Source organism: Sphingomonas melonis (assembly GCF_013409985.1).
GTDB classification, from domain to species: Bacteria; Pseudomonadota; Alphaproteobacteria; order Sphingomonadales; family Sphingomonadaceae; genus Sphingomonas; species Sphingomonas melonis_A.
Genome location: NZ_JACCBY010000002.1, coordinates 652401 through 671997, shown reverse-complemented (window position 1 = coordinate 671997; position 19597 = coordinate 652401). Strand labels below are relative to the sequence as shown.

General features: G+C 68.5%; 18 protein-coding genes and 1 tRNA gene. 10 read left to right on the top strand and 9 right to left on the bottom strand.

Annotation, left to right across the window (positions count from 1 at the left end; all coding sequences use genetic code 11):
* Positions 1-112: 112 nt before the first annotated feature.
* A complete protein-coding gene (locus tag HD841_RS09700; RefSeq protein ID WP_179508640.1) occupies positions 113-331 on the bottom strand; it encodes a DUF3072 domain-containing protein in 219 nt (72 codons plus the stop codon).
* Between the two features lie 59 nt (positions 332-390).
* Positions 391-1497: an alanine dehydrogenase gene (gene ald / locus HD841_RS09695; protein ID WP_179508639.1), complete on the bottom strand. Its 1107-nt coding sequence runs from the start codon at positions 1495-1497 to the stop codon at positions 391-393.
* Positions 1498-1620: 123 nt separating this feature from the next.
* Between ald and HD841_RS09690 the strand changes: the two genes are divergently transcribed.
* The 4 genes from HD841_RS09690 to HD841_RS09675 all read left to right on the top strand — a co-directional run bounded on the left by HD841_RS09690 (position 1621) and on the right by HD841_RS09675 (position 4757).
* A complete protein-coding gene (locus HD841_RS09690; RefSeq protein ID WP_179508638.1) occupies positions 1621-2064 on the top strand; it encodes an Lrp/AsnC family transcriptional regulator in 444 nt (147 codons plus the stop codon).
* A 122-nt stretch (positions 2065-2186) separates the two neighbouring features.
* Positions 2187-4106, top strand: a complete 1920-nt coding sequence (locus tag HD841_RS09685; RefSeq protein WP_179508637.1) for a potassium transporter Kup — start codon at positions 2187-2189, stop codon at positions 4104-4106.
* Positions 4103-4636, top strand: coding sequence for a 2'-5' RNA ligase family protein (locus tag HD841_RS09680; RefSeq protein WP_179508636.1), 534 nt, complete (start codon positions 4103-4105; stop codon positions 4634-4636). The genes HD841_RS09685 and HD841_RS09680 overlap by 4 nt, the downstream gene beginning before the upstream one ends.
* A gap of 44 nt (positions 4637-4680) precedes the next feature.
* A tRNA-Met gene (locus HD841_RS09675) sits at positions 4681-4757 on the top strand.
* Between the two features lie 79 nt (positions 4758-4836).
* Here the strand turns inward: HD841_RS09675 and fdhD are convergent.
* The 3 genes from fdhD to HD841_RS09660 are packed head-to-tail and all read right to left on the bottom strand — an operon-like array spanning position 4837 to position 8410.
* Positions 4837-5619, bottom strand: a complete 783-nt coding sequence (gene fdhD, locus HD841_RS09670) for a formate dehydrogenase accessory sulfurtransferase FdhD (protein WP_179508635.1) — start codon at positions 5617-5619, stop codon at positions 4837-4839.
* Positions 5616-6104, bottom strand: coding sequence for an NTP transferase domain-containing protein (locus tag HD841_RS09665; protein ID WP_373562993.1), 489 nt, complete (start codon positions 6102-6104; stop codon positions 5616-5618). Before HD841_RS09665 ends, fdhD begins: the two co-directional genes overlap by 4 nt.
* Positions 6105-6115: 11 nt before the next feature.
* A complete protein-coding gene (locus tag HD841_RS09660) occupies positions 6116-8410 on the bottom strand; it encodes an FdhF/YdeP family oxidoreductase (protein WP_179508634.1) in 2295 nt (764 codons plus the stop codon).
* A 494-nt stretch (positions 8411-8904) separates the two neighbouring features.
* Here HD841_RS09660 and HD841_RS09655 point away from each other — a divergent pair, with 494 nt between their 5' ends.
* The 3 genes from HD841_RS09655 to trxB all read left to right on the top strand — a co-directional run bounded on the left by HD841_RS09655 (position 8905) and on the right by trxB (position 13054).
* Complete coding sequence (locus tag HD841_RS09655) at positions 8905-11808, top strand: TonB-dependent receptor plug domain-containing protein (protein ID WP_257015394.1); 2904 nt, start codon at positions 8905-8907, stop codon at positions 11806-11808.
* Positions 11809-11820: 12 nt separating this feature from the next.
* Positions 11821-12000 (top strand): TonB-dependent receptor, encoded by a 180-nt coding sequence (locus HD841_RS20745; protein ID WP_257015393.1) that lies wholly within the window; start codon positions 11821-11823, stop codon positions 11998-12000.
* An 85-nt stretch (positions 12001-12085) separates the two neighbouring features.
* On the top strand, positions 12086-13054 hold the full coding sequence (gene trxB / locus HD841_RS09650; protein WP_179508633.1) for a thioredoxin-disulfide reductase: 969 nt from the start codon (positions 12086-12088) through the stop codon (positions 13052-13054).
* A gap of 300 nt (positions 13055-13354) precedes the next feature.
* Here the strand turns inward: trxB and HD841_RS09645 are convergent, their stop codons facing one another.
* From HD841_RS09645 to HD841_RS09635, 3 genes are read right to left on the bottom strand one after another with little or no spacing between them, the layout of a single operon-like run.
* Positions 13355-14125, bottom strand: a complete 771-nt coding sequence (locus tag HD841_RS09645; RefSeq protein WP_179508632.1) for a hydrolase 1, exosortase A system-associated — start codon at positions 14123-14125, stop codon at positions 13355-13357.
* Positions 14113-14823, bottom strand: coding sequence for a hypothetical protein (locus tag HD841_RS09640; RefSeq protein WP_179508631.1), 711 nt, complete (start codon positions 14821-14823; stop codon positions 14113-14115). Before HD841_RS09640 ends, HD841_RS09645 begins: the two co-directional genes overlap by 13 nt.
* A gap of 11 nt (positions 14824-14834) precedes the next feature.
* Positions 14835-15107 (bottom strand): acyl carrier protein, encoded by a 273-nt coding sequence (locus HD841_RS09635; protein WP_179508861.1) that lies wholly within the window; start codon positions 15105-15107, stop codon positions 14835-14837.
* An 83-nt stretch (positions 15108-15190) separates the two neighbouring features.
* Here HD841_RS09635 and HD841_RS09630 point away from each other — a divergent pair, with 83 nt between their 5' ends.
* The 3 genes from HD841_RS09630 to HD841_RS09620 all read left to right on the top strand — a co-directional run bounded on the left by HD841_RS09630 (position 15191) and on the right by HD841_RS09620 (position 18964).
* Positions 15191-16687, top strand: coding sequence for an AMP-binding protein (locus tag HD841_RS09630; RefSeq protein ID WP_179508630.1), 1497 nt, complete (start codon positions 15191-15193; stop codon positions 16685-16687).
* On the top strand, positions 16684-17898 hold the full coding sequence (locus tag HD841_RS09625) for a pyridoxal-dependent decarboxylase, exosortase A system-associated (RefSeq protein ID WP_179508629.1): 1215 nt from the start codon (positions 16684-16686) through the stop codon (positions 17896-17898). Before HD841_RS09630 ends, HD841_RS09625 begins: the two co-directional genes overlap by 4 nt.
* 397 nt (positions 17899-18295) lie before the next feature.
* Positions 18296-18964, top strand: a complete 669-nt coding sequence (locus HD841_RS09620; RefSeq protein ID WP_179508628.1) for a hypothetical protein — start codon at positions 18296-18298, stop codon at positions 18962-18964.
* Between the two features lie 96 nt (positions 18965-19060).
* On the opposite strand, the gene HD841_RS09615 is transcribed toward HD841_RS09620, so the two are convergent.
* Positions 19061-19495 (bottom strand): YolA family protein, encoded by a 435-nt coding sequence (locus tag HD841_RS09615; RefSeq protein ID WP_257015392.1) that lies wholly within the window; start codon positions 19493-19495, stop codon positions 19061-19063.
* Between the last annotated feature and the right edge of the window lie 102 nt (positions 19496-19597).

Genomic DNA, 19597 nt, shown 5'->3' with positions numbered 1-19597 from the left:
GCTCCCGCCCCGCGGTTGACCGGCTCACGAAAAACGGGACCCGAAGTCAGGCGGAACGAATGTCCGTGCCTGACTTCGAAGTCCCGTCTTCAGCGACTCATATCAGGGGTGCTTATTGCCCCCGACCGGTCTTGCCCTGCAGTTCGTCGATCCGCTTCGACGCTTCCGCCTTGGTCAGCGTGTCGTCGAACGTCTCGCTGGCTTCTTCCGACAGCGTCTTGAGATAGCTCGCCTGCGCGCCGGTCATCGTCTCATCGCCCGTGGTCCAGTCGTCCGGATCCTTTTCGGCGTTCGACGTCGGGTGGGTCTTGGGGTTTTCGGTCTCGGACATGGTTGAAGCCTCTCTTGGTATCGGAGGCTTCAACCACCCTGTTCCGCGTTCGTTCCGCCTCAGCCGTTCCATGCCTCGAACGGCAGGTCGAGCGCCTCGGCGACCGCCTGATGGCGAATCTTGCCGCCGGAGACGTTGAGACCATTGGCGAGATGAGGATCGGCCGCCATCGCCGCCTCGGCGCCGAGATTGGCGAGCTTGAGCGCGAACGGCAGCGTCGCATTGTTGAGCGCGAACGCCGAGGTGCGCGCGACCGCGCCCGGCATGTTGGCGACGCAATAATGGGTGACGCCGTCGACCTCGAACACCGGGTCCTCGTGCGTCGTCGCATGGCTGGTCTCGAAACAGCCGCCTTGGTCGATCGCGATATCGACCATCACCGCGCCGCGTTTCATCGTCTTGACCATCTCGCGCGTCACCAGCTTGGGCGCGGCCGCGCCCGGCACCAGCACCGCGCCGATGACGAGATGCGCGCTCTTCACCGCCGCGGCGATCGCCGCCTTGCTGGCATAAGCGGTCTTGATCTGGCTGGAGAAGAACATGTCGAGCTCGGCGAGGCGATCGTTCGAGATGTCGTAGATCGTCACGTCGGCGCGCATGCCGACCGCCATCTGCGCCGCGTTGACGCCGGAGACGCCGCCGCCGAGGATCGCGACCTTGGCCGGCACCACGCCTGGCACGCCGCCGAGCAGCACGCCGCGGCCGCCCTGTTCCTTTTCGAGATAATGCGCGCCGACCTGCACCGACATGCGGCCTGCGACCTCGCTCATCGGCTTGAGCAGCGGCAGGCCGCCGCGCGCCGCGGTCACCGTCTCATAGGCGATGCAGGTCGCGCCCGACTTGATCAGCCCCTCGGCCTGCGGCTTGTCGGCGGCGAGGTGGAGATAGGTGAACAGCAGGTGGCGCGGTTCGAGCAGCGCGATCTCGCTCGCCTGCGGCTCCTTGACCTTCACGATCATGTCGGCGGCGGCGAACACCGCGGCGGGATCGGCCAGGATCGTCGCGCCGGCGTCGATATAATCCTGATCCTCGAAGTCGATGCCGGCGCCTGCCCTGGTCTCGACGACGACCTCATGGCCGGCGGCAACCAGCTCGGCGACCGACGGAGGGGTCAGGCCGACGCGATATTCGTGGTTCTTGATTTCCTTGGGGACGCCGATGCGCATCTGTGTTCTCCTCTTCTGCTCCACCCATAGCCGCGACCGTGCGGGAGAAGGTCGCATTGTTTTGCGACCTGCCCGTGACGCACGGGATGTCATTGCGCGACACGCGGGTATAGCGGGAGGATCATGCTCGATGCCCTCGACCGTAAAATCCTGTCCCAGCTGGTCGCCAACTCGGACCTGACCAGCGCTGAACTCGGCGAGGCCGTCGGCCTGTCGCCGAGCGCGGCGCATCGCCGGGTCGGCTCGCTACGGGAGCGCGGCTATATCGCCGGATTCCGCGCGGTGTTGAGCAAGGCGGCGCGCGGTAACCCCAGCGTCGTGCTGGTCAACGTCACGTTGCGCGACCAGCGCGAGGAGACTATGGCGGCGTTCGAACGCGAGATCGGCGAAGTGCCCGAAATCCGAGACTGTTTCCTGATGAGCGGCGAGGCGGATTATATGCTGCACGTCGAGGTGCGCCGCGACGACACGTTCGAACGTATCCACCGCGAGACACTGGCGCGATTGCCGGGCGTCACCCGGCTCGCCTCGCATTTCGTGATCCGGGAGGTGTTTAGGCGTCCCTGATCGGCACCGGGCGAAAGCGACGGCGTTGCCCGCATCGTTCAGCCCATGCTAAGGCGCCATGTTATGGAACAGGTTGGGAACAGCGCCGGTCTCCGCAGCGCGTCGGATCGGTCGTACCGCTCGTGAGTGGGCCCGTACCGGCCGCCGTCCCCAGTGCGCGGGACGATTCGAACGATCATGGTCATCACGACGGCCTGCTCAAGCTGGCGGTCGGGGCGATCGGCATCGTGTTCGGCGATATCGGCACCAGCCCGCTCTACGCCTTTCGCGAGACCTTCGCTGGCCATCACCAGCTGACGCTCGATCCGCTGCACATCATGGGCGTGCTCAGCCTGATGTTCTGGTCGATGATGATCGTGGTGACGATCAAATATGTCGCGATCATCATGCGCGCCGACAACAAGGGGGAGGGCGGCAGCCTCGCGCTGCTCGCGCTCGTCTCGGGGCGGACCAAGAGCCGGCGCTGGTCGGCGGGGATCATCCTGCTCGGCGTCTTCGCGACGTCGCTGTTTTACGGCGATTCGATGATCACCCCGGCGGTGACCGTGCTCGGCGCGGTCGAGGGGCTCGCCATCGCCGCGCCCGCATTCGGTGGACTGGTGCTGCCGATCGTCATCGCGATCCTGATCGCGCTGTTCTGGGTGCAGAAGAGCGGCACCGCGCGGATCGGCCTCGTCTTCGGGCCGATCATGCTGGTCTATTTCGCGGTGATCGCGGTGCTCGGCCTGATCAGCGTCGCGCAGACGCCGGAGGTGCTCTGGGCCTTCTCGCCGCACCATGCGGTGCATTTCTTCCTCGCCGATCCGGTGCGCGCCTTCCTGGCGCTGGGCTCGGTGGTGCTCGCGGTGACCGGCGCCGAGGCGCTCTATGCCGACATGGGGCATTTCGGCCGCAAGCCGATCGGCCTGTCGTGGCTGGTGTTCGTGTTGCCCGCGCTAATGTGCAATTATCTGGGCCAGGGCGCCTTGCTGTTCCGCGACGGGCAGGAGGCGCTGAAGAGCCCGTTCTACATGCTCGCCCCCGACAGCCTGCAGCTGCCGCTGGTGATCCTGGCGACGATGGCGGCGATCATCGCCAGCCAGGCGGTGATCTCCGGCGCCTTCTCGGTGACGCAGCAGGCGATCCAGCTGGGCTTCATGCCGCGGCTGCGCATCGAACATACCAGCGCCTCCACCGCGGGGCAGATCTACATCCCGATCGTCAACTGGATGCTGATGGTCATGGTGATCCTGCTGGTGCTGTTCTTCCGCACCTCGTCCAACCTCACCTCGGCCTATGGCATCGCGGTGACGGGGGCGATGTTCATCGATTCGTGCCTGCTCGGCGTTGCGCTGACCCGGCTGTGGAACTGGCCGATCTATGCCGCCGCGCCGCTGCTCGGCCTCTTCTTCCTCGTCGATGGGGCGTATTTCTCGGCGAACCTCACCAAGGTGCCCGATGGCGGCTGGTTCCCGCTGATGGTCGGCTTCATCGTCTTCACCTTCCTGACCACCTGGTCGAAGGGACGGCAGCTGATGATGGACCGCCTCCGCGAGGCGGCGATGCCGATCAAGGTGTTCATCACCTCCGCCGCCAGCTCGGCGAGCCGGGTGCCCGGGACGGCGGTGTTCATGACCTCGTCGTCTGACGGCGTGCCGCACGCGCTGCTCCACAACCTCAAGCACAACAAGGTGCTGCACGAGCGCGTGATCCTGCTGACCGTCAAGATCGTCCAGCAGCCCTATTGGCCCGAGGCCGAGCGCGCGATCAACGAGGAGATGGGGGAGGGCTTCTACCGGCTGATCCTGCGTTATGGCTTTATGGAGGAGGTCGACGTGCCGGCAGCGCTCAAGCGCGTGCATAGCTGCGGCGCCGACTTCAAGATGATGGACACCAGCTTCTTCCTGTCGCGCCAGACCCTGCTGCCCTCCGAGCGGCCGGGGATGATGCTGTGGCGCGAGAAGCTGTTCGCCTGGATGCTGCGCAACGCGGAGAGCGCGATGGAATTCTTCCGCCTGCCGACCAACCGCGTCGTCGAGCTCGGCAGCCAGGTGGAGATTTGAGCGCGCCGTCATCCGCCCCGGTCGCCGGCCCCGCACCGATCATCGTGACCGCCCTGTTCGGGCGGCAGGATCAGGGCTGGTTCGACGCGCAACGCGACGCGCATTTCCCGCCCGAACGCAACCAGCTCTCGGCGCATCTGACTATGTTCCACCATCTGCCGCCATCGGCGGAGGCTGAGCTGAAGCATCGGCTCGCCGGGATGACGCGGGGCGTGGCGGCACCCGTGGCGCGGGTCGGCGGGCTGATCTCGCTCGGGCGCGGCGTGGCCTATCGGATCGAATCGCCCGAACTGGTCGCGATCCGGCACGACCTGGCCGATGCCTTCTCCGGGCTGCTGACGCCGCAGGACGCCGGCGGCTGGCGGCCGCACGTCACGATCCAGAACAAGGTGCAGCCCAATATCGCCAAGCTGCTGCTGACCGCGCTCAGCCGCGATTTCCGTCCGCGCGAGGTCGAGATCGCGGGGCTGGCGACCTGGTGGTATCGCGGCGGACCATGGGAAGCACTTTCCCGTCATATGTTCGCTTGACGGCTGCGCCATCACGCACTTATAGGCGCCACCTCACACGGCGGGGCGGAGTAGCTCAGCTGGTTAGAGCACGGGAATCATAATCCTGGGGTCGGGGGTTCAAGTCCCTCCTCCGCTACCATTTCGGTAGCGCCCGCCGGTGTGAGTCAGTCTGACAGTATTGTATCTACGCCGTCTGCGAGGTTCCTCGCAGCGTGTCGTCACGCGAACAGCGACCACGGATCGTTGAGCACCAGCATCGCGTCGGCGCGTGCCAGTGCGACCAGCGTGAGGCCGTGGGCGCGGGCGTGATCAATGCCGAGGCTGGTCGGGGCGGAGATGCCGGCGAGCAGCGGCGTGCCTGCGACCAGCGCCTTGTCGACCATCTCGAAGCTGATCCGTGAGGTGACGAGCGTGAACGCCGCATCGGCCGTCTGGCGGCCGATCAGCTTGTCGAGCGCATTGTGGCGGCCGACGTCCTCGCACAGCGCCAGGATGGCGCCGTCTGGGCCGCAGGCGGCGGCGGCGTGGACCGCGCCGGTGTCGCGGTTGAGATGCTGGTGGTCGCGGACCCGGTCGAGCGCGGCGAACAGCGCGGCGGGCGCCAGCGCCGGCCGATCCGGGCGGCGGGCGACGGGGCGGGCGAGCTGTTCGAGGCTGGCGATGCCGCAGAGGCCGCAGCTGGTGTCGCTGGTACGGTGGCGAATGCGGTCGTGGATTCTGCCGCGGCAACGGTCGGCGAGCGCGATGCGCACGATCCAGCCGGCGGGCGCGTGGAAGGCGTCGATGTCGAGGATGTCGGCCGGCGTGTCGGCGAGCCGTTCGGTCAGCATGAAGCCGGTGGCGAACGCCTCCAGATCGTGCGGCGTCATCATCATCACCGCATAGCCGAGGCCGTCGACCTCGATCGCGACCGGCGTCTCGACCGCGATCGCGCGGCTGCCCGGGGTGACGCTGCCGTCGCGGCGGAGGATGAGCGTCGGCTCGGGCCGCGACGGGCTCATAGCGCGAGCAGGTCGGCGGGCGTGTTGATGTTGGCGAGCGGTTCGGGGCTGGCGACGGGGATGGCGCCGATCGCACGCGCCCAGCCCTGCACCGAGCGGCGGTCCGAGGCGGCGATATGGGCAAGCAGGTCGGCGGCGAGCGCGGCGGGCCAGTGGCCGATGACGGGCGCGTCGCTGCAATAGCTCGGCGCGCGGCGGAGCAAGGCGTCGAGCAGCGCGCCGGGCAGGCGGGGCATGTCGCAGGGCAGCGTCAGTACCGAATCGAAGCCGTGCGCGGCGGCGTGGCCGAGCGCGCCGGCGATGCCGCCGAGCGGGCCGAAGTCGGGGCCGGGCAGGTCCGGCACGCCCCCGGCGCGCCCGACGACGACAACCGCGTCGGCCCGAACCTCACAAAGGTCACGCATATGCGCGAGCAGCGGCCGCCCCTCGAACAGGACAGTAGCCTTGTCCTGTCCAAACCGGCTCGACCGGCCGCCGGCGAGGATGGCGGCGAGGATCAGGCTGCGCGCTCCACCCGCACCGGCACGGATTTCCCTGCCGGAACATGGCTTTGTTCGGCCTTGTGGGTGACCGGCATGAGGATGTTGCACTCCGGATAATAGGCGCCGAGGCAGCCCTGCGGAATGTCATAGGGCACGACGAGCAGCTTGTTGACGCGCCGGTCGCCATTGCCGCCGGCATCGCCGACCAGATCGACCAGATCGTGCTCGGCCAGCCCCATCGTCGCCATGTCGGCGCGGTTCATGAAGACGATGTCGCGCGTGCCTTTGATGCCGCGGAAGCGGTCGTGATAGCCATAGACGGTGGTGTTGAACTGGTCGTTCGAGCGCAAAGTCATCAGCCGGAAGCGGCCGGGCGCCTCGTCGAAGCCGGTGGCATTGAGCGTCGTCGGCACGTTGAACTCGGCGCGGCCGCTTTCCGTCAGCCATTGGCGGTGTGACGCCTCGACACCCTTCCAGAAGCCGCCCGGCACCCACATCCGTTCGTTGAACCGGGTAAATTTGTCGGGATAGGTCGCCTCGATCGCGTCGCGGACGAGGCTGTAGTCGCCGACCCATGCGTCCCAGTCGAGCCGGGGATTGGGATCGAGCGTCGCCTTGGCGATGCCGGCGACGATCGCCGGTTCCGACAGCAACGTCTCCGCGGCGGGGGTCGCCTTGCCGCGCGAGCCGTAGATGCGGCTGAAACTGTCCTCCATCGTCACCGCCTGCGGTCCGCTCGCCTGTTCGTCGGTCTCGATGCGGCCGAGGCAGGGCAGCAGGTAGCAGGTGCGGCCGGGCAGCAGATGCGTGCGGTTGAGCTTGGTAGCGATGCTGACGGTAAGGTCGAGGCCCTGCCACGCCGGCTCGATCTCCGCGGTCGCGGGCACCGCGCGGGCGAGGTTGCCGCCGAGCCCGACGAACGCCTGCGCGGTGCCGGCGATGATCTGCTCGCACGCCTCGACCGTGTCCCAGCCCTTCTCGCGCGGCGGCTCGAAGTCGTAGAGCTCCTTGAGCCGGTCGAGCGGCGCCAGTTCCGGCTTTTCGGTGATCCCGACGGTGCGCTGGCCCTGGACGTTGCTGTGGCCGCGGACCGGGCCGAAGCCGGCGCCGGGCTTGCCGACGTTGCCGCGCAACAGCATCAGATTGACCAGGGTGTGCAGGTTATCGATGCCGTGGACGTGCTGGGTCAGGCCCATGCCGTAGACGCAGATCACCCGCTTCGACCGGGCGTAGATCGCGCCGACGCTTTCGAGTTCGGCGCGGGCGAGGCCGCTTTCATGCTCGATCCGCTCCCAGCTCGTCGCGCGGACCATCTCGGCGAAGGCTTCGAAGCCCTTGGTGTGTTCGGCGATGAACGCATGGTCGAGGATCGCGGGCGCCTTGATGCGCTGGCATTGGTCGTCGGCCTCGATGACATATTTGCAGATGCCGAGCATCGCGGCGATGTCGCCGCCGGTCTTCACCTGATGATATTGGCTGGCGATTGGCGTCGACTTGCCGGTCACCATCTCGACCGGGTTCTGCGGATCGGTGAAGCGTTCGAGGCCGCGTTCCTTCAGCGGGTTGAAGACGATGATCTCGACGCCGCGCTTGGCGCAGGCGCGCAGCGGGTGCAGCGAGCGCGGGCTGTTCACGCCTGGGTTCTGGCCGAAATACAGGATCATGTCGCAGCTGTCGTAATCCGACAGATGGATCGTCCCGACCGGCGAGCCGATCGCCGACTTGAGGCCGACCGAGGTCGTCTCGTGGCACATGTTGGACGAATCGGGCAGGTTCTGGCTGCCGTACATGCGCGCCATCAGCTGCCACATATAGCTCGTCTCGAGGCTGGCGCGGCCGGAGGCGTAGAAGACGACCTTGGCGGGATCGTAGGTCTTGAGGTGCGCGCCGATGTCCTGGAACGCCTCGTCCCAGCTTACCGCGACATAGCGGTCGCTGGCGGCGTCATATTTCATCGGGTGGGTGAGGCGCCCGGCCTGTTCGAGGTCGAAGTCCTTCCAGCCGCGCAGTTCGCTGACGGTATGTTTCGTGAAGAATTCCGGCGTGGTGCGATAGCTGGTCAGCTCCCATGCGGTCGCCTTCGCCCCGTTTTCGCAGAATTCGGCGATATGCGGATGCGCGGGTTTGCCCCAGGCGCACGACACGCACATGAAGCCCTCCGGCTTGTTCTGGCGGGCGAGTTCGCGGACGGTCTCCGGATTGACCTTCTCGCGCAGGTTGATCTTGGCGACCGATTTCATCGACCCCCAGCCGCCGGACGGACCGGTATAAGGTTCGGTGCTGATGCTGTCGTCGGCCACGTTGTTCATCCCTTACGCTACGCGGACGGGAACGCGCGGGCGACGGGTTGGATGCAGGCCATATGTCATCGCGACGGGGAAGGTGCGGCGGGCCGGCACCGGGCCACCTGTCCGATATTGGTATCGCAGGAGGGTCGCGCAGGTGGACCGGCGGTGCCCGCGGCTTCCAGCGGGGACGCGGTGCGAACGCAAGCGGTTAGCCGGCCTGTCAGCGCTGCTGTCCTACCCTCGAGTGCGTCCGCGCCGAGGGGCAGCCTGCTAAGTATTTGAAAACCTGTTAAAGCAAAATTACCGCAGAGATTGGTATTGAACTAATTGTATTTGCATGAGACCAGTCCATTGCGGACATGGGAGAGGCGTGGCGGGGCAGCAACGGCGGGCAAGGACCCCTCGTGCGCAGCGTCCAGACATACAGCCCTCCCATCATTCTGCAGGGAGCGGTGACGACGGCGATCCGTAGCGTGCGGACGACGGCGGCACCCGGTAGAACTGGGGGTTTATCAATGCTGTACAAAGGGATGCTTGCGGCTGGCTGTTCGATCGCGGCCTTGATGGCGATGCCGGCCACCGCCGGCGCGCAGACCACGCCGGAGGCGCCGGCCGCCACGGCGGCGGGGGAGGGGCAGGATCAGGACCCCGTCACCACCAGCGGCGATCCGGTCGCCGCGGCGAAGATCGACGCGGAGCGGGGCCGCCCGGGCAGCGCGGAGAGCGGCAACGATATCGTCGTGACCGGCACGCGCATCGCACGGCCGAACAATGCCTCGGCAGCGCCGATCACCACGACAACCGCGGCCGAGATCGCGCAGCAGGGCGCGACCACGATCGAGGAGGTGCTCAACCGGCTGCCGCAGGTGCAGGCCAATGCCGAGCAGAATTACGCCGAATCGAACGGGCAGCAGCGCATCAAGCTGCGCAGCCTCGGCTTCGAGCGGACGCTGACGCTGGTCGACGGCCTGCGGCTGGGCATCCAGAACGGCATGGACGTCAGCATCATCCCCAATGCCTTGGTCGATCGCGTCGACGTGCTGAGCGGCGGCGCCTCGTCGGTGTACGGGTCGGACGCGGTCGCCGGCGTGGTCAACTTCATCCTCAAGAAAAATTACGAGGGGGTGACGCTCACCGGCAATTACAGCTTCTTCAACCACGACAATCGCGACAATGCGGTCACCGACGCGGCGCGCAGCGCGTTCTTCCCGGCCCGGTCGGGCATGGTCAACGACGGCGGCCGTGCCGCTTTGTCGTTTACCGCGGGCAAGACGCTGTTCGACGGCGCGGTCAACATAACCGGCTTCGCCGCCTATCGGTCGTCGAGCCAGGTCTCGCTCGGCGATCGGGCGACCTCGGCCTGCGAGGTGACGCAGACGATCGCGACCGGCGCGCTGAGCTGCACGCGCAGCACCTATACCGCGGCGGGGACGATCCTGCCCTGGGCCGGCGACAATGCGCGGCGGACGCTGGTCAACACTCCGGACGGATCGGGCGGGTTCGCACCCTATAATTCCGGGCCGGGAACCGCGGTCAATCCGTTCGACGACATCCCGTTCCAGCGCAACTTCAGCCGGATCAACACCGGCGCCTTCCTTCGGGCGCGGCTGTCGAGCGATATCGAACTCTATTCGACCGCCCTGTTCTATCGCGATCGCTCGTACAACACGCTGCCCAACCGGCTCTATTCGTTCACCGCGTTCGGCACCGATCCCTATCAGGTCAATTGCGACAATCCGTTCCTGTCGGGCAGCCAGCGCACGACGCTGTGCGGCGCGCAGGCGACCGGGCTGGTGCCGCTCGACATCCGCTATCGCTTCGACGGGCTGCCGCTGGTGCAGAACCGCTTCGAGAACAAGGGGCTGCGGATCACCGCCGGGCTGCGTGGCCGGGTGCTCGACGATGCGTGGAGCTATGATGTCGCGGGCGTCTATTCGCGCGGCAAGAGCACGACGATCTATCCCGCCGCGCCGACCTTCGACCGGGTGAACAGGGCGCTCAACGTCGTCTCCGTCGACGGCCGGCCGACCTGCGTCGCGGCGATCACCGGCGCCGACCGCGATTGCGTGCCGTTCAACGCGTTCAAGCCGTTCAACAACGATGCGGCGGCCGTCAATTACATGTTCCTCAGCGCCGACGGCACCCAGTCGATCGTGCCGCGGATGTGGCAGGGGCTGGCGGTGCTGAGCGGTGACCTCGGCAAATATGGCATCACCTCGCCGTTCGCCAACCAGGGCGTGGCGCTGGCGTTCGGCTCGGAATTCCGCGCCGAATCCTTCACCAGCACCGCGGACGCGCAATTCCGCCTGACCAACGGCGGCGAGGACGTGACCTATACGCAGAACGTGTGGGAGGTGAACGCCGAGGCGCAGGCGCCGCTGATCGAGAAGCGCGCCTTCACCGAGCTGTTGCAGGTCAACGGCGGCTATCGCATGTCGAAGTACAACCGGCTGCAGGGGCAGTTCAGCACCTGGAAGGTCGAGGGGCTGTGGGCGCCGGTGAGCGACATCACCTTCCGCGCGTCGTTCAACAAGGCGCAGCGCGCGCCGACGGTGATCCAGGCGGATCAGGCAAGCTCGATCTATTATGCGACCAACGGATCGCGCAACGATCCCTGCGCGTCGAGCCCGGACCCCAATTCGTCGGACCCCAAGGTGCGGCTGGCGCCGACCGCGACGCTGGAGCAATGCCGGCGCACCGGCCTGCCCGACACGCTGTACGGCAGCGCCGACATCAGTTGCCCCGACCAGCTCTGCACGATCCGCAACGGCGGCTTCGGGCTGAAGCCGGAGACGGCCTATACCAAGACGCTGGGCGTCGTGCTGCGGCCGCGGATGCTGAAGGGGCTGACGGTGTCGGCCGACCGGTTCGTCATCGACCTCAAGGATTCGATCAATTATTTCGCCGCCGCCGACTTCCTCAACGGCTGTCTGCTGACGGGCCTCGATTATTATTGCCGCGGCGTGGTGCGCAATCCGGGCAGCTATACGCTGACCAGCGCGGCGGCGGACAATTCGCCGACCGGCTGGATCGCGCAAGGGACGAGCAACGGCTACAAGCAGCAGTCGCACGGCTGGGATTTCCAGGGCCAGTACAATCTGGGTCTGGGCGTTGCCGGGTCGCTCGAACTGTCGTTCAACGGGACGCTGATGACCTATGTCGGCGGGCAGGATTCGCCCGACGTGCCGCCGCGCAACTGCGTCGGCTATTACGGCGTCGGTTGCGGCGAGAGCCTGCCCAAGTGGAAGCACGGGCTGCGCGCGACCTGGGGATCGGCGGATCAGGTGATCCACACCTCGGTCAACTGGCGCCACATCGCGCCGATGACGATCACCTACAATGCCGATGCGAGCACCGGCATCCCGCTCGATCCCGACCAGCTGCGCCGCTTCTACACCGGCGTGCCGGCCTATGATTAAATCGACCTGTCGTTGAGCTTCGACATCGCCAAGCGCTACACGCTGCGCGCCTCGGTCAACAACCTGTTCGACCGCGACCCGCCGCTGGTGCCGGATTCGCGCAGCACGCTGGGGCTGCTGCGCGCGAACACGATGTTCAACTACGACCTGCTCGGGCGGCAGATCGTCATGGGGGTCACCACGACCTTCTGAGCCGGACGCCGGGAGTGGTTCAAATTCGCCTGCCGATCTCCTAGATCAGCAGGCGAATCTTCCACTCCCGACAGGCTTTGTTCCCATGACCACCCATAACACGCGCATGCTCATCCTCGGGTCGGGGCCGGCAGGACTGTCGGCGGCGATCTATGGCGCGCGCGCCGGGATGGCGCCGATCGTGGTGCAGGGGATCCAGCCCGGCGGACAGCTGACCACGACGACCGACGTCGAGAACTACCCCGGCTTCGCCGACGTCATCCAGGGCCCGTGGCTGATGGAGCAGATGCAGAAGCAGGCCGAGCATGTCGGCACGCGGCTGATGTGGGACACGATCGTCGAGGTCGACCTGTCGCAGCGGCCGTTCCGGCTGATCGGCGACGGCGGCGACGTCTATGAGGGCGAGGTGCTGGTGATCGCCACCGGCGCGCAGGCCAAGTGGCTCGGGCTCGAATCGGAAGAGGCGATGAAGGGCAAGGGCGTGTCGGCCTGCGCGACCTGCGACGGCTTCTTCTATCGCGGCAAGAAGGTGGCGGTGATCGGCGGCGGCAATACCGCGGTCGAGGAGGCGCTGTACCTGACCAACCACAGCGACGACGTGACGCTGATCCATCGCCGCGACACCCTGCGCGCCGAGCGTATCCTGCAGGAGCGGCTGCACGCGCATCCCAACGTCACGGTATTGTGGAACAAGGAAGTGCGCGAATTTGTCGATGGCGGCGGCAATGCCGGGCTGGTCGCGCTGACGCTGGAGGATACGGTGACCGGCGAGCATTCGCGGCTGGAGGTCGAGGGCGGCTTCGTCGCGATCGGCCATCACCCGGCGACCGAGCTGTTCCGCGGCCACCTCGCGCTGGATGACGACGGCTATATCGCGGTCGAGACCGGCTCGACCCGGACCAGCGTGCCGGGCGTGTTCGCGTGCGGCGACGTGGCGGACAAGGTGTACCGCCAGGCGGTGACCGCGGCGGGGACCGGGTGCATGGCAGCGCTCGACGCGGAGCGGTTCCTCGCGGCGGCAGAGTTCGAGGAGCTGGCCGAGGCGGCGGAATAGCCGCGCGAAGGCGCGAAGGCGCGAAGGCGCGAAGGTGTTCCGAGCGGGGTGGGTCGCGGCGCGTCGTGAGCGGCGCGGGGTATCTGCGGATGCAATGCTTCTGCGTCGTTGCGTTAAGCGGCCGGATCGACAGTCAGTAAACTCCTCCCCCGCCAGGGGGAGGTGGCGCGGCGCAGCCGTGACGGAGGGGGAGGTTAGCGCCGTCTTCGGTTGCGTGTCCTCCCCCTCCGTCATGCCTTCGGCATGCCACCTCCCCCTGGCGGGGGAGGAATTTTCTTGAAGTTCGAATGTCGATCCGCGCTAGATTTCGGCATCCGCCAGCGCGGCCAGCACGATGTCGTGGAGCTGGCGCTGGTCCGCCTCGCGGGCGAAGCTGTGCGAGGTGGTGTCGATCGCCTTTGCGGGCAGGTGGCGGGCGGCAGCGCGATAGGCCTGGGCGGTGGCGTCGCCGGTGGCGAGGAGGACCGTCGCGGCATTGCCCCAGCCTTCGATCGCGGTCACGACCTGCGCCGCCAAAGCGTGGGGCGGTTTGCTGGACGCTTTGCGCAAGCCGCGGATCGCCTTCAGCACGTCGATGCGGCCGGTGAGCAGCCGCGCCCATGCCTGCGGGCTGGTCAGGCGCTGGCGATAGGTGGCGCGGATCGCGGCGGCGGGGGGCAGGTCATCCGCCTCCTCGATCGTCCAGGGGTTGGCGAGCAGGAGGCGGTCGAGGCCGGCGGCGCGACCGAACAGCGCGAGCGTGCTCGCGGCGTCGCAATTGCCATAAGCGAGGATCGTCGTGAGCCGGGGCGCCTGCGCGCGGAAGGCGGTGGCGGCGGCGGCGAGGTCGTCGCTAGCCGACAGGTAGCCATGGTTCTCGCCGGTCGAATCGCCGATGCCGCGGCGGTCGTAGCGGAAGGCGGGATAGCCGCGCGCCGCGACCTCTGCGGCGAGCAGCGCCATCCCGCGGTGGGCGCCGCAGCGAATCTCGTTGCCGCCGGCGACGATCAGCAGGCCGACGCGACCCGGCGCGGCGTCGAGCGTGCCGATCAGCGTCTCGCCGGCGCAGGGAAAGGCGATCAGGCTTCGCATCGCGCCAGCCATTCGGCGATGTCGTCGGCCAGCGTGTCGGCAAGCGCGGGATCGTTGCCCGGTTCGCTGCGCCGCCATAGCGGGGCAGCATCGATGTGGCGGTCGGCTTCGGCGCGGTCGCTGGCGAGGCGGACGATGCGGCGGGGAATGCCGGGCTGATCGAACGGCACCGCGGTCGCCAGCGATACCAACAGGTCGGTCGGCAGCAGATTGCCGGCGATCTCCGCCCGAGCCGCGCCGGCGATCATCGTCGTGGCGTCGCCGACGTGCCCGGCGGCCCGCCACATGCGGTGCAGATCGCGGAGCAGCTCGTCGCCGGTCTGCGGCGCGAGATACCAGCGGCCGCTGTGCAGGGCGCAGACGTCGAGCAGCGCGCCGCTGCGGATGCCGAGGGCATATGTCCGACGGCCTTGCTCAAGGCAGCGATCGGTCACCGCTTCGAGGGCGCTGGCCATCCGCAGGATCGTGAGGTCCGTCAGCGACGCCATGCTCTCGCCCTGACCCGGTACGTCGGGCAGCACGCTGGCAATGCCGCGGGCGGCGAGCGCGCGCAGCAGCGTGACGGTGAAGGTGCGGGTGCGGTTGGCTTCCTCGAACAGCGGTAGCGCGGCGACGAGCAGCGGTCCCGCATCGAGGCCGAAGCGCAGCATCGCCTCGCGCCCGTCCGCCCAGTCGTAATGATCGATGCGCGGCGCCATGCCGCGCGACGCTAGACGAGCGCCTTGTTCGCCGCAAATTCGACGAGCGCGCCGAACGTCTCCAGCATCTCGCCGTCGACCTCGTCATCCTCGATCAGGATGCCGAGCCGGTCCTCGATCTCGGTGAGCACGCCGGCTACCGCCATCGAATCGAGTTCGGGCAGCGCGCCGAACAGCGGTGTCGTCGCGGTGAATCCCGCGACGCGGTCCGCGGAGAGGCCGAGCACGTCGCGCAGCACGGCGCGGACGGTGGTTTCGACGGTGTCATAGCCTTCGGGAAGCAAAGCGGCGGCCCTGGTCGGTTGCGGATCGTCGCCCGTTAGAGGCTGGGGCTGCATTCGGCAACGGGGTGGCGCTATGAGGGGCCATGCTGTCGCCCGATCCCACGCCGTTTCCGCTCGACCATCTGCTGCGCGGGGCGCCGCACGCGCCGGCGCTGATCGAGCGCGGGCGGACATGGTCGTTCGCCGAGGTAGAGGCGGCGGTGGCGAGTGCGGCCGGGTGGCTCGGCGGGCTCGGACTGGCGGCGGGCGAGCGGGTGGCGAGCTGGCTGCCCAAGACGGCGCTCGCCTGCGTGATGCCGCTGGCGGCGGCGCGGGCGGGACTAATTCACGTGCCGGTCAATCCGGCGCTGCGGCGCGCGCAGGTGGCGCATATCCTTGCCGACAGCGGCGCGGCGCTGCTGGTGACGCAGGCGGTGCGGGCGGCGACACTGGAGGCGGGCGACGTGCCGGCGGGCTGTCGGATCGTCGAAGAGGATGCGGTGCCGCTCGCCGGCGAGGGGCCGGGGCGGTCGAAGGGCGATCCGCAGGCGCTGGCGGCGATCCTCTACACCTCCGGCTCGACCGGGCGGCCGAAGGGGGTGATGCTCAGCCATGCCAATCTGTGGCTGGGCGCGGTGTCGGTGGCGCATTATCTGCGCATCGCCGCGGAGGACCGGGTGCTCGGCGTGCTGCCGCTGTCGTTCGATTATGGTCAGAACCAGTTGCTGTCGAGCTGGTACGCCGGGGCGGCGGTGGCGCCGCTCGATTATCTCAGCGCGCGCGACGTGGTGAAGGCGGTGGAGCGGGTCGGTGCGACGACGCTGGCCGGGGTGCCGCCCCTGTGGGTGCAGCTGCTGGATGTCGATTGGCCGGCGGCGACTGCGGCGCGGCTGCGGCGGCTGACCAACTCGGGCGGGGCGCTGACCGAGCGGCTGGTGCGGGGCCTTCGCTCGCGCTTTCCGGCCGCGGACCTGGTCGCGATGTACGGGCTGACCGAGGCGTTCCGGTCGACCTGGCTCGACCCGGCGCTGATCGACGCGCATCCGGATGCGATGGGGCGGGGGATCCCCTTCGCCGAGGTGATGGCGGTGCGCGCCGACGGGGTGCGGGCGGTGGGCGAGCCGGGCGAGCTGGTCCATGCCGGGCCACTGGTGGCGCAGGGCTATTGGCGCGACCCGGAGCGGACGGCGCAGCGCTTCCGGCCGGCGCCCGACTGGGCGGCGAGCGGCGGGCTGGCGGTCTGGTCGGGGGATACTGTGATCGAGGGGGCGGACGGGCTGTTCCGCTTCGTCGGGCGCGACGACGAGATGATCAAGAGTGCCGGCAACCGGATCAGCCCGCTCGAGATCGAGGAGGCGGTGCTCGCCGGCGGCGAGGCGCGCGAGGCGGTGGCGGTCGGCGTGCCCGATGCGCGGCTGGGGCAGGGGATCGTCGTGGTGCTGGCCGGTGATCCGGCGCAGGAGGAGGCGCTGCGCGCGCGGTTGCGCACGCTGCTGCCGAGCTTCATGCAGCCCGCGCATTACCTGTGGCACGACGATTTGCCGCGCAACGCCAATGGCAAACTGGATCGCGCCGCGATCCGCAACGAGGTGACGGCATGAAGCCGATGGGGCCCCTGCCGGCGGAGTTCGCCGGCCAGTCCGGCATGCTGACGATCGCGGGCACCGCGGCGGCGGACTGGGCCGCGGAGACGCCGGTGTTCGTCTATGATGCGGGCATCGTCGCCGCGCGGGTGAACCGGTTCCGTGCGGCGTTCCCGGGCATCGATCTCCATTATGCGATCAAGGCCAATCCCTTGCCGGCGCTGCTCACGCGGATCGCGCCGCTGGTCGACGGATTGGACGTCGCCTCGGGCGGCGAGCTGGAAACGGCGCTGGCGGTCAAGCCCGCGGCGGCGATCAGCTTTGCCGGCCCGGGCAAGCGCGATGCCGAGCTGATCGGCGCGATCCGCAGCGGCGCGACGCTCAACCTCGAATCGGAAGGCGAGGCGGAGCGGGCGTTGCGGCTCGGCGAGGACCTCGGCGTGGCGCCGCGGCTGGCGGTGCGGGTCAATCCCGATGTCGAGCTGCGCGGATCGGGCATGAAGATGGGCGGGCGGCCGTCGCCCTTCGGGGTCGATGCGCTGCGCGCGGCGGCGCTGGTGCGGCGGATCGTCGCCGCTGGCGCGGACTGGCGCGGCTTCCACATCTATGCGGGCAGCCAGGCGCTGGATGCCGGCGCGATCATCGAGACGCAGGCGGCGACGCTGGCGCTGGCGACGCGGCTGAGCGAGGAGGCGGGGGCGATGCCGCCGCTGGTCAACCTCGGCGGCGGGTTCGGCGTCCCCTATTTCGCGGGCGACGTGCCGCTCGACGTCGAGCGGGTCGGCGCGGCGCTGGCCGAGGCGCTGGCGGCGCGGACCGACGTGTTGCGGGCGGCGCGGTTCGCGATCGAATTGGGGCGGTGGCTGGTCGCCGAGGCGGGCGTCTACCTGACCCGCGTCGTCGATCGGAAGGAGAGCCAGGGCGAGACGTTCCTCGTCACCGACGGCGGGCTGAACCACCAGCTGGCGGCGAGCGGCAATTTCGGCACGGTGGTGCGGCGCAACTATCCGCTCGCGCTGGCGCGCGCCGTCGATGGGGCGGAGGCGGAGGCGGTGTCGGTGGTCGGGCCGCTGTGTACGCCGCTCGACCGGCTCGGCGACCGGATCGGCCTGCCGCGGGCGGAGCCGGGCGACGTGATCGCGGTGTTCCTCGCCGGCGCCTATGGCGCGTCGGCGAGCCCGGCGGGGTTCCTCGGCCATCCCGCGGCGGTGGAGATCGTCGCAGGCTAGGCGGCTGCGTCGCGCGGCAGCGGGGGCCATGCCGGCGCGGGCAGGAGTGTAGCCGGTTCCGGTGCTTAGCCGAAACAGCGGCAGAAAACCGTGCTTTTCTTCCGCGCGAGCCGGCGAAACCGGCCGCTCCGGCTATAATAGATCAATGCAGCAGCAGCGATCGTTTCCGGACGTGCCGACATGGCGGCGTCCATCTCCAGCCGGCGCGGTGACCGCCGGGCTGCATCCTCCGTGCGCGACGCGCCTCGCGGCGGAGCCCTGATCCTGCGCTGACGCCGTCCGCCGCGCCCCGTCCGGGGGCGGCGGTCGCCTGCGCCTGTCCTTTCGAGATTCGCGGCCATCCATTCGTACCGTGGCGCAGACTTCCGCGACTGCGTCCCAATCCCTAGGGGGGACCATGTACCGTTCTACCGTCCGGCTCACGTCGGCCGTTCTTGCGTTGGCTGCCGTTGCAGTCGCCTCGCCCGCGCTTGCGCGTGGCACGCCTGCCAAGGCTTCGGTCGGCATCACCGCCGGCACGCTGGGCGTCGGCCCGGAGGCGAGCGTCGCGCTCGGCAACCAGTTCGCGGTCCGCGGCAACGCGACCTTCCTCAACCTGTCGCGCGAGGTCGAGGCCGACGGGATCACCTACAGCGGCGAGGGCCGGTTCCGCTCGGTCGGGCTGATGGTCGACTATCACGTCGGTGGCAGCGGGTTCTTTGTGTCGGCGGGGGCGCGGCTCAACAAGAACCACGCGCATGCCTATGCGACGCCGACGACGTTCACCGAGATCGGCGACGACATCTATGCGCCGTTCGAGGTCGGCACGCTGCACGCGCAGGCCGATTTCAAGCCGATCGCACCGACGCTGTCGCTGGGATATGCCGGGCACCTGACCAAGGGGCTCAAGCTGGGCATCGAGGCCGGTGCGATGTTCCAGGGCGGGCTGCGGGCGAAATCGCTGACCGCGAGCAACGGCGGTGTCGATCCCGAGGATCTCGAGATCGAGCGGCGGAACCTGGAGGAGGATGCCGAGTCGTATAAGGTCTATCCGATCCTGCAGCTGACCGCGGGCTATCACTTCTGATCCGGGTCGCCCCTTCTCCGCGCCGCGGGGGAGGGGCGATGGTCGCACCCCCAGCGGCCGCGTCGTCGGTGCCGGCCGAGGCAGGTGCGCGCGCGGTCAGCGCAGGACGATCTCCGCCGACAATGTACGCGCCGGCAGCGTCGCGGACGTGTCCTGCACCGTCAGCGTCGTGCCGGACGGCAGCGGGCCGAGATGATAGGTCGTCTCGATGCCGGTGGCGCTGTCGCCGGGGTGGCAGGCGCCGGCCGTGACCGCGGTGCCGCAGAGCAGGCGCTGGCTCGACTCCGCAGCGGTGACGACGCCGTCGACCCGGAGCAGGCGGGCGCGGCCGATACCCTTTTCCAGAACCACCAGGGTGACCGGTCCGCTGTGGCGGCGCAGGGTCTGCTGCTGGTCCGGTGCGATCCGTTCGGACTGGGTCATCGAACTGACCGCGGCGATGCGCAGCTCGGTCAGCGGTGGCGCCGACTGTGCCGAAACGGGATTGGCGACGGTGAACATGGCGGTCACCAAAAGCAGCGCACGGATCATCGCTTCATGATAACGCAGGCCGGCGGCCTTGGGGAGGGCGCTCGGATGTTCGCGAAATCGTTGAATTAGCGTTCCTAACGCTATCTTCACGTCTCCCGCCCC

Excerpts from the sequence above, each read along its gene's own strand:
- HD841_RS09655 (WP_257015394.1), top strand. The coding sequence starts at position 8,905 with ATGCTGTACAAAGGGATGCTTGCGGCTGGCTGTTCGATCGCGGCCTTG.
- HD841_RS09660 (WP_179508634.1), bottom strand. The coding sequence starts at position 8,410 with ATGAACAACGTGGCCGACGACAGCATCAGCACCGAACCTTATACCGGT.
- HD841_RS09620 (WP_179508628.1), top strand. The coding sequence starts at position 18,296 with ATGTACCGTTCTACCGTCCGGCTCACGTCGGCCGTTCTTGCGTTGGCT.
- ald (WP_179508639.1), bottom strand. The coding sequence starts at position 1,497 with ATGCGCATCGGCGTCCCCAAGGAAATCAAGAACCACGAATATCGCGTC.
- HD841_RS09690 (WP_179508638.1), top strand. The coding sequence starts at position 1,621 with ATGCTCGATGCCCTCGACCGTAAAATCCTGTCCCAGCTGGTCGCCAAC.
- HD841_RS09640 (WP_179508631.1), bottom strand. The coding sequence starts at position 14,823 with ATGGCGCCGCGCATCGATCATTACGACTGGGCGGACGGGCGCGAGGCG.
- fdhD (WP_179508635.1), bottom strand. The coding sequence starts at position 5,619 with ATGAGCCCGTCGCGGCCCGAGCCGACGCTCATCCTCCGCCGCGACGGC.
- HD841_RS09630 (WP_179508630.1), top strand. The coding sequence starts at position 15,191 with ATGCTGTCGCCCGATCCCACGCCGTTTCCGCTCGACCATCTGCTGCGC.
- HD841_RS09625 (WP_179508629.1), top strand. The coding sequence starts at position 16,684 with ATGAAGCCGATGGGGCCCCTGCCGGCGGAGTTCGCCGGCCAGTCCGGC.
- HD841_RS09645 (WP_179508632.1), bottom strand. The coding sequence starts at position 14,125 with ATGCGAAGCCTGATCGCCTTTCCCTGCGCCGGCGAGACGCTGATCGGC.
- trxB (WP_179508633.1), top strand. The coding sequence starts at position 12,086 with ATGACCACCCATAACACGCGCATGCTCATCCTCGGGTCGGGGCCGGCA.
- HD841_RS09700 (WP_179508640.1), bottom strand. The coding sequence starts at position 331 with ATGTCCGAGACCGAAAACCCCAAGACCCACCCGACGTCGAACGCCGAA.
- HD841_RS09615 (WP_257015392.1), bottom strand. The coding sequence starts at position 19,495 with ATGATCCGTGCGCTGCTTTTGGTGACCGCCATGTTCACCGTCGCCAAT.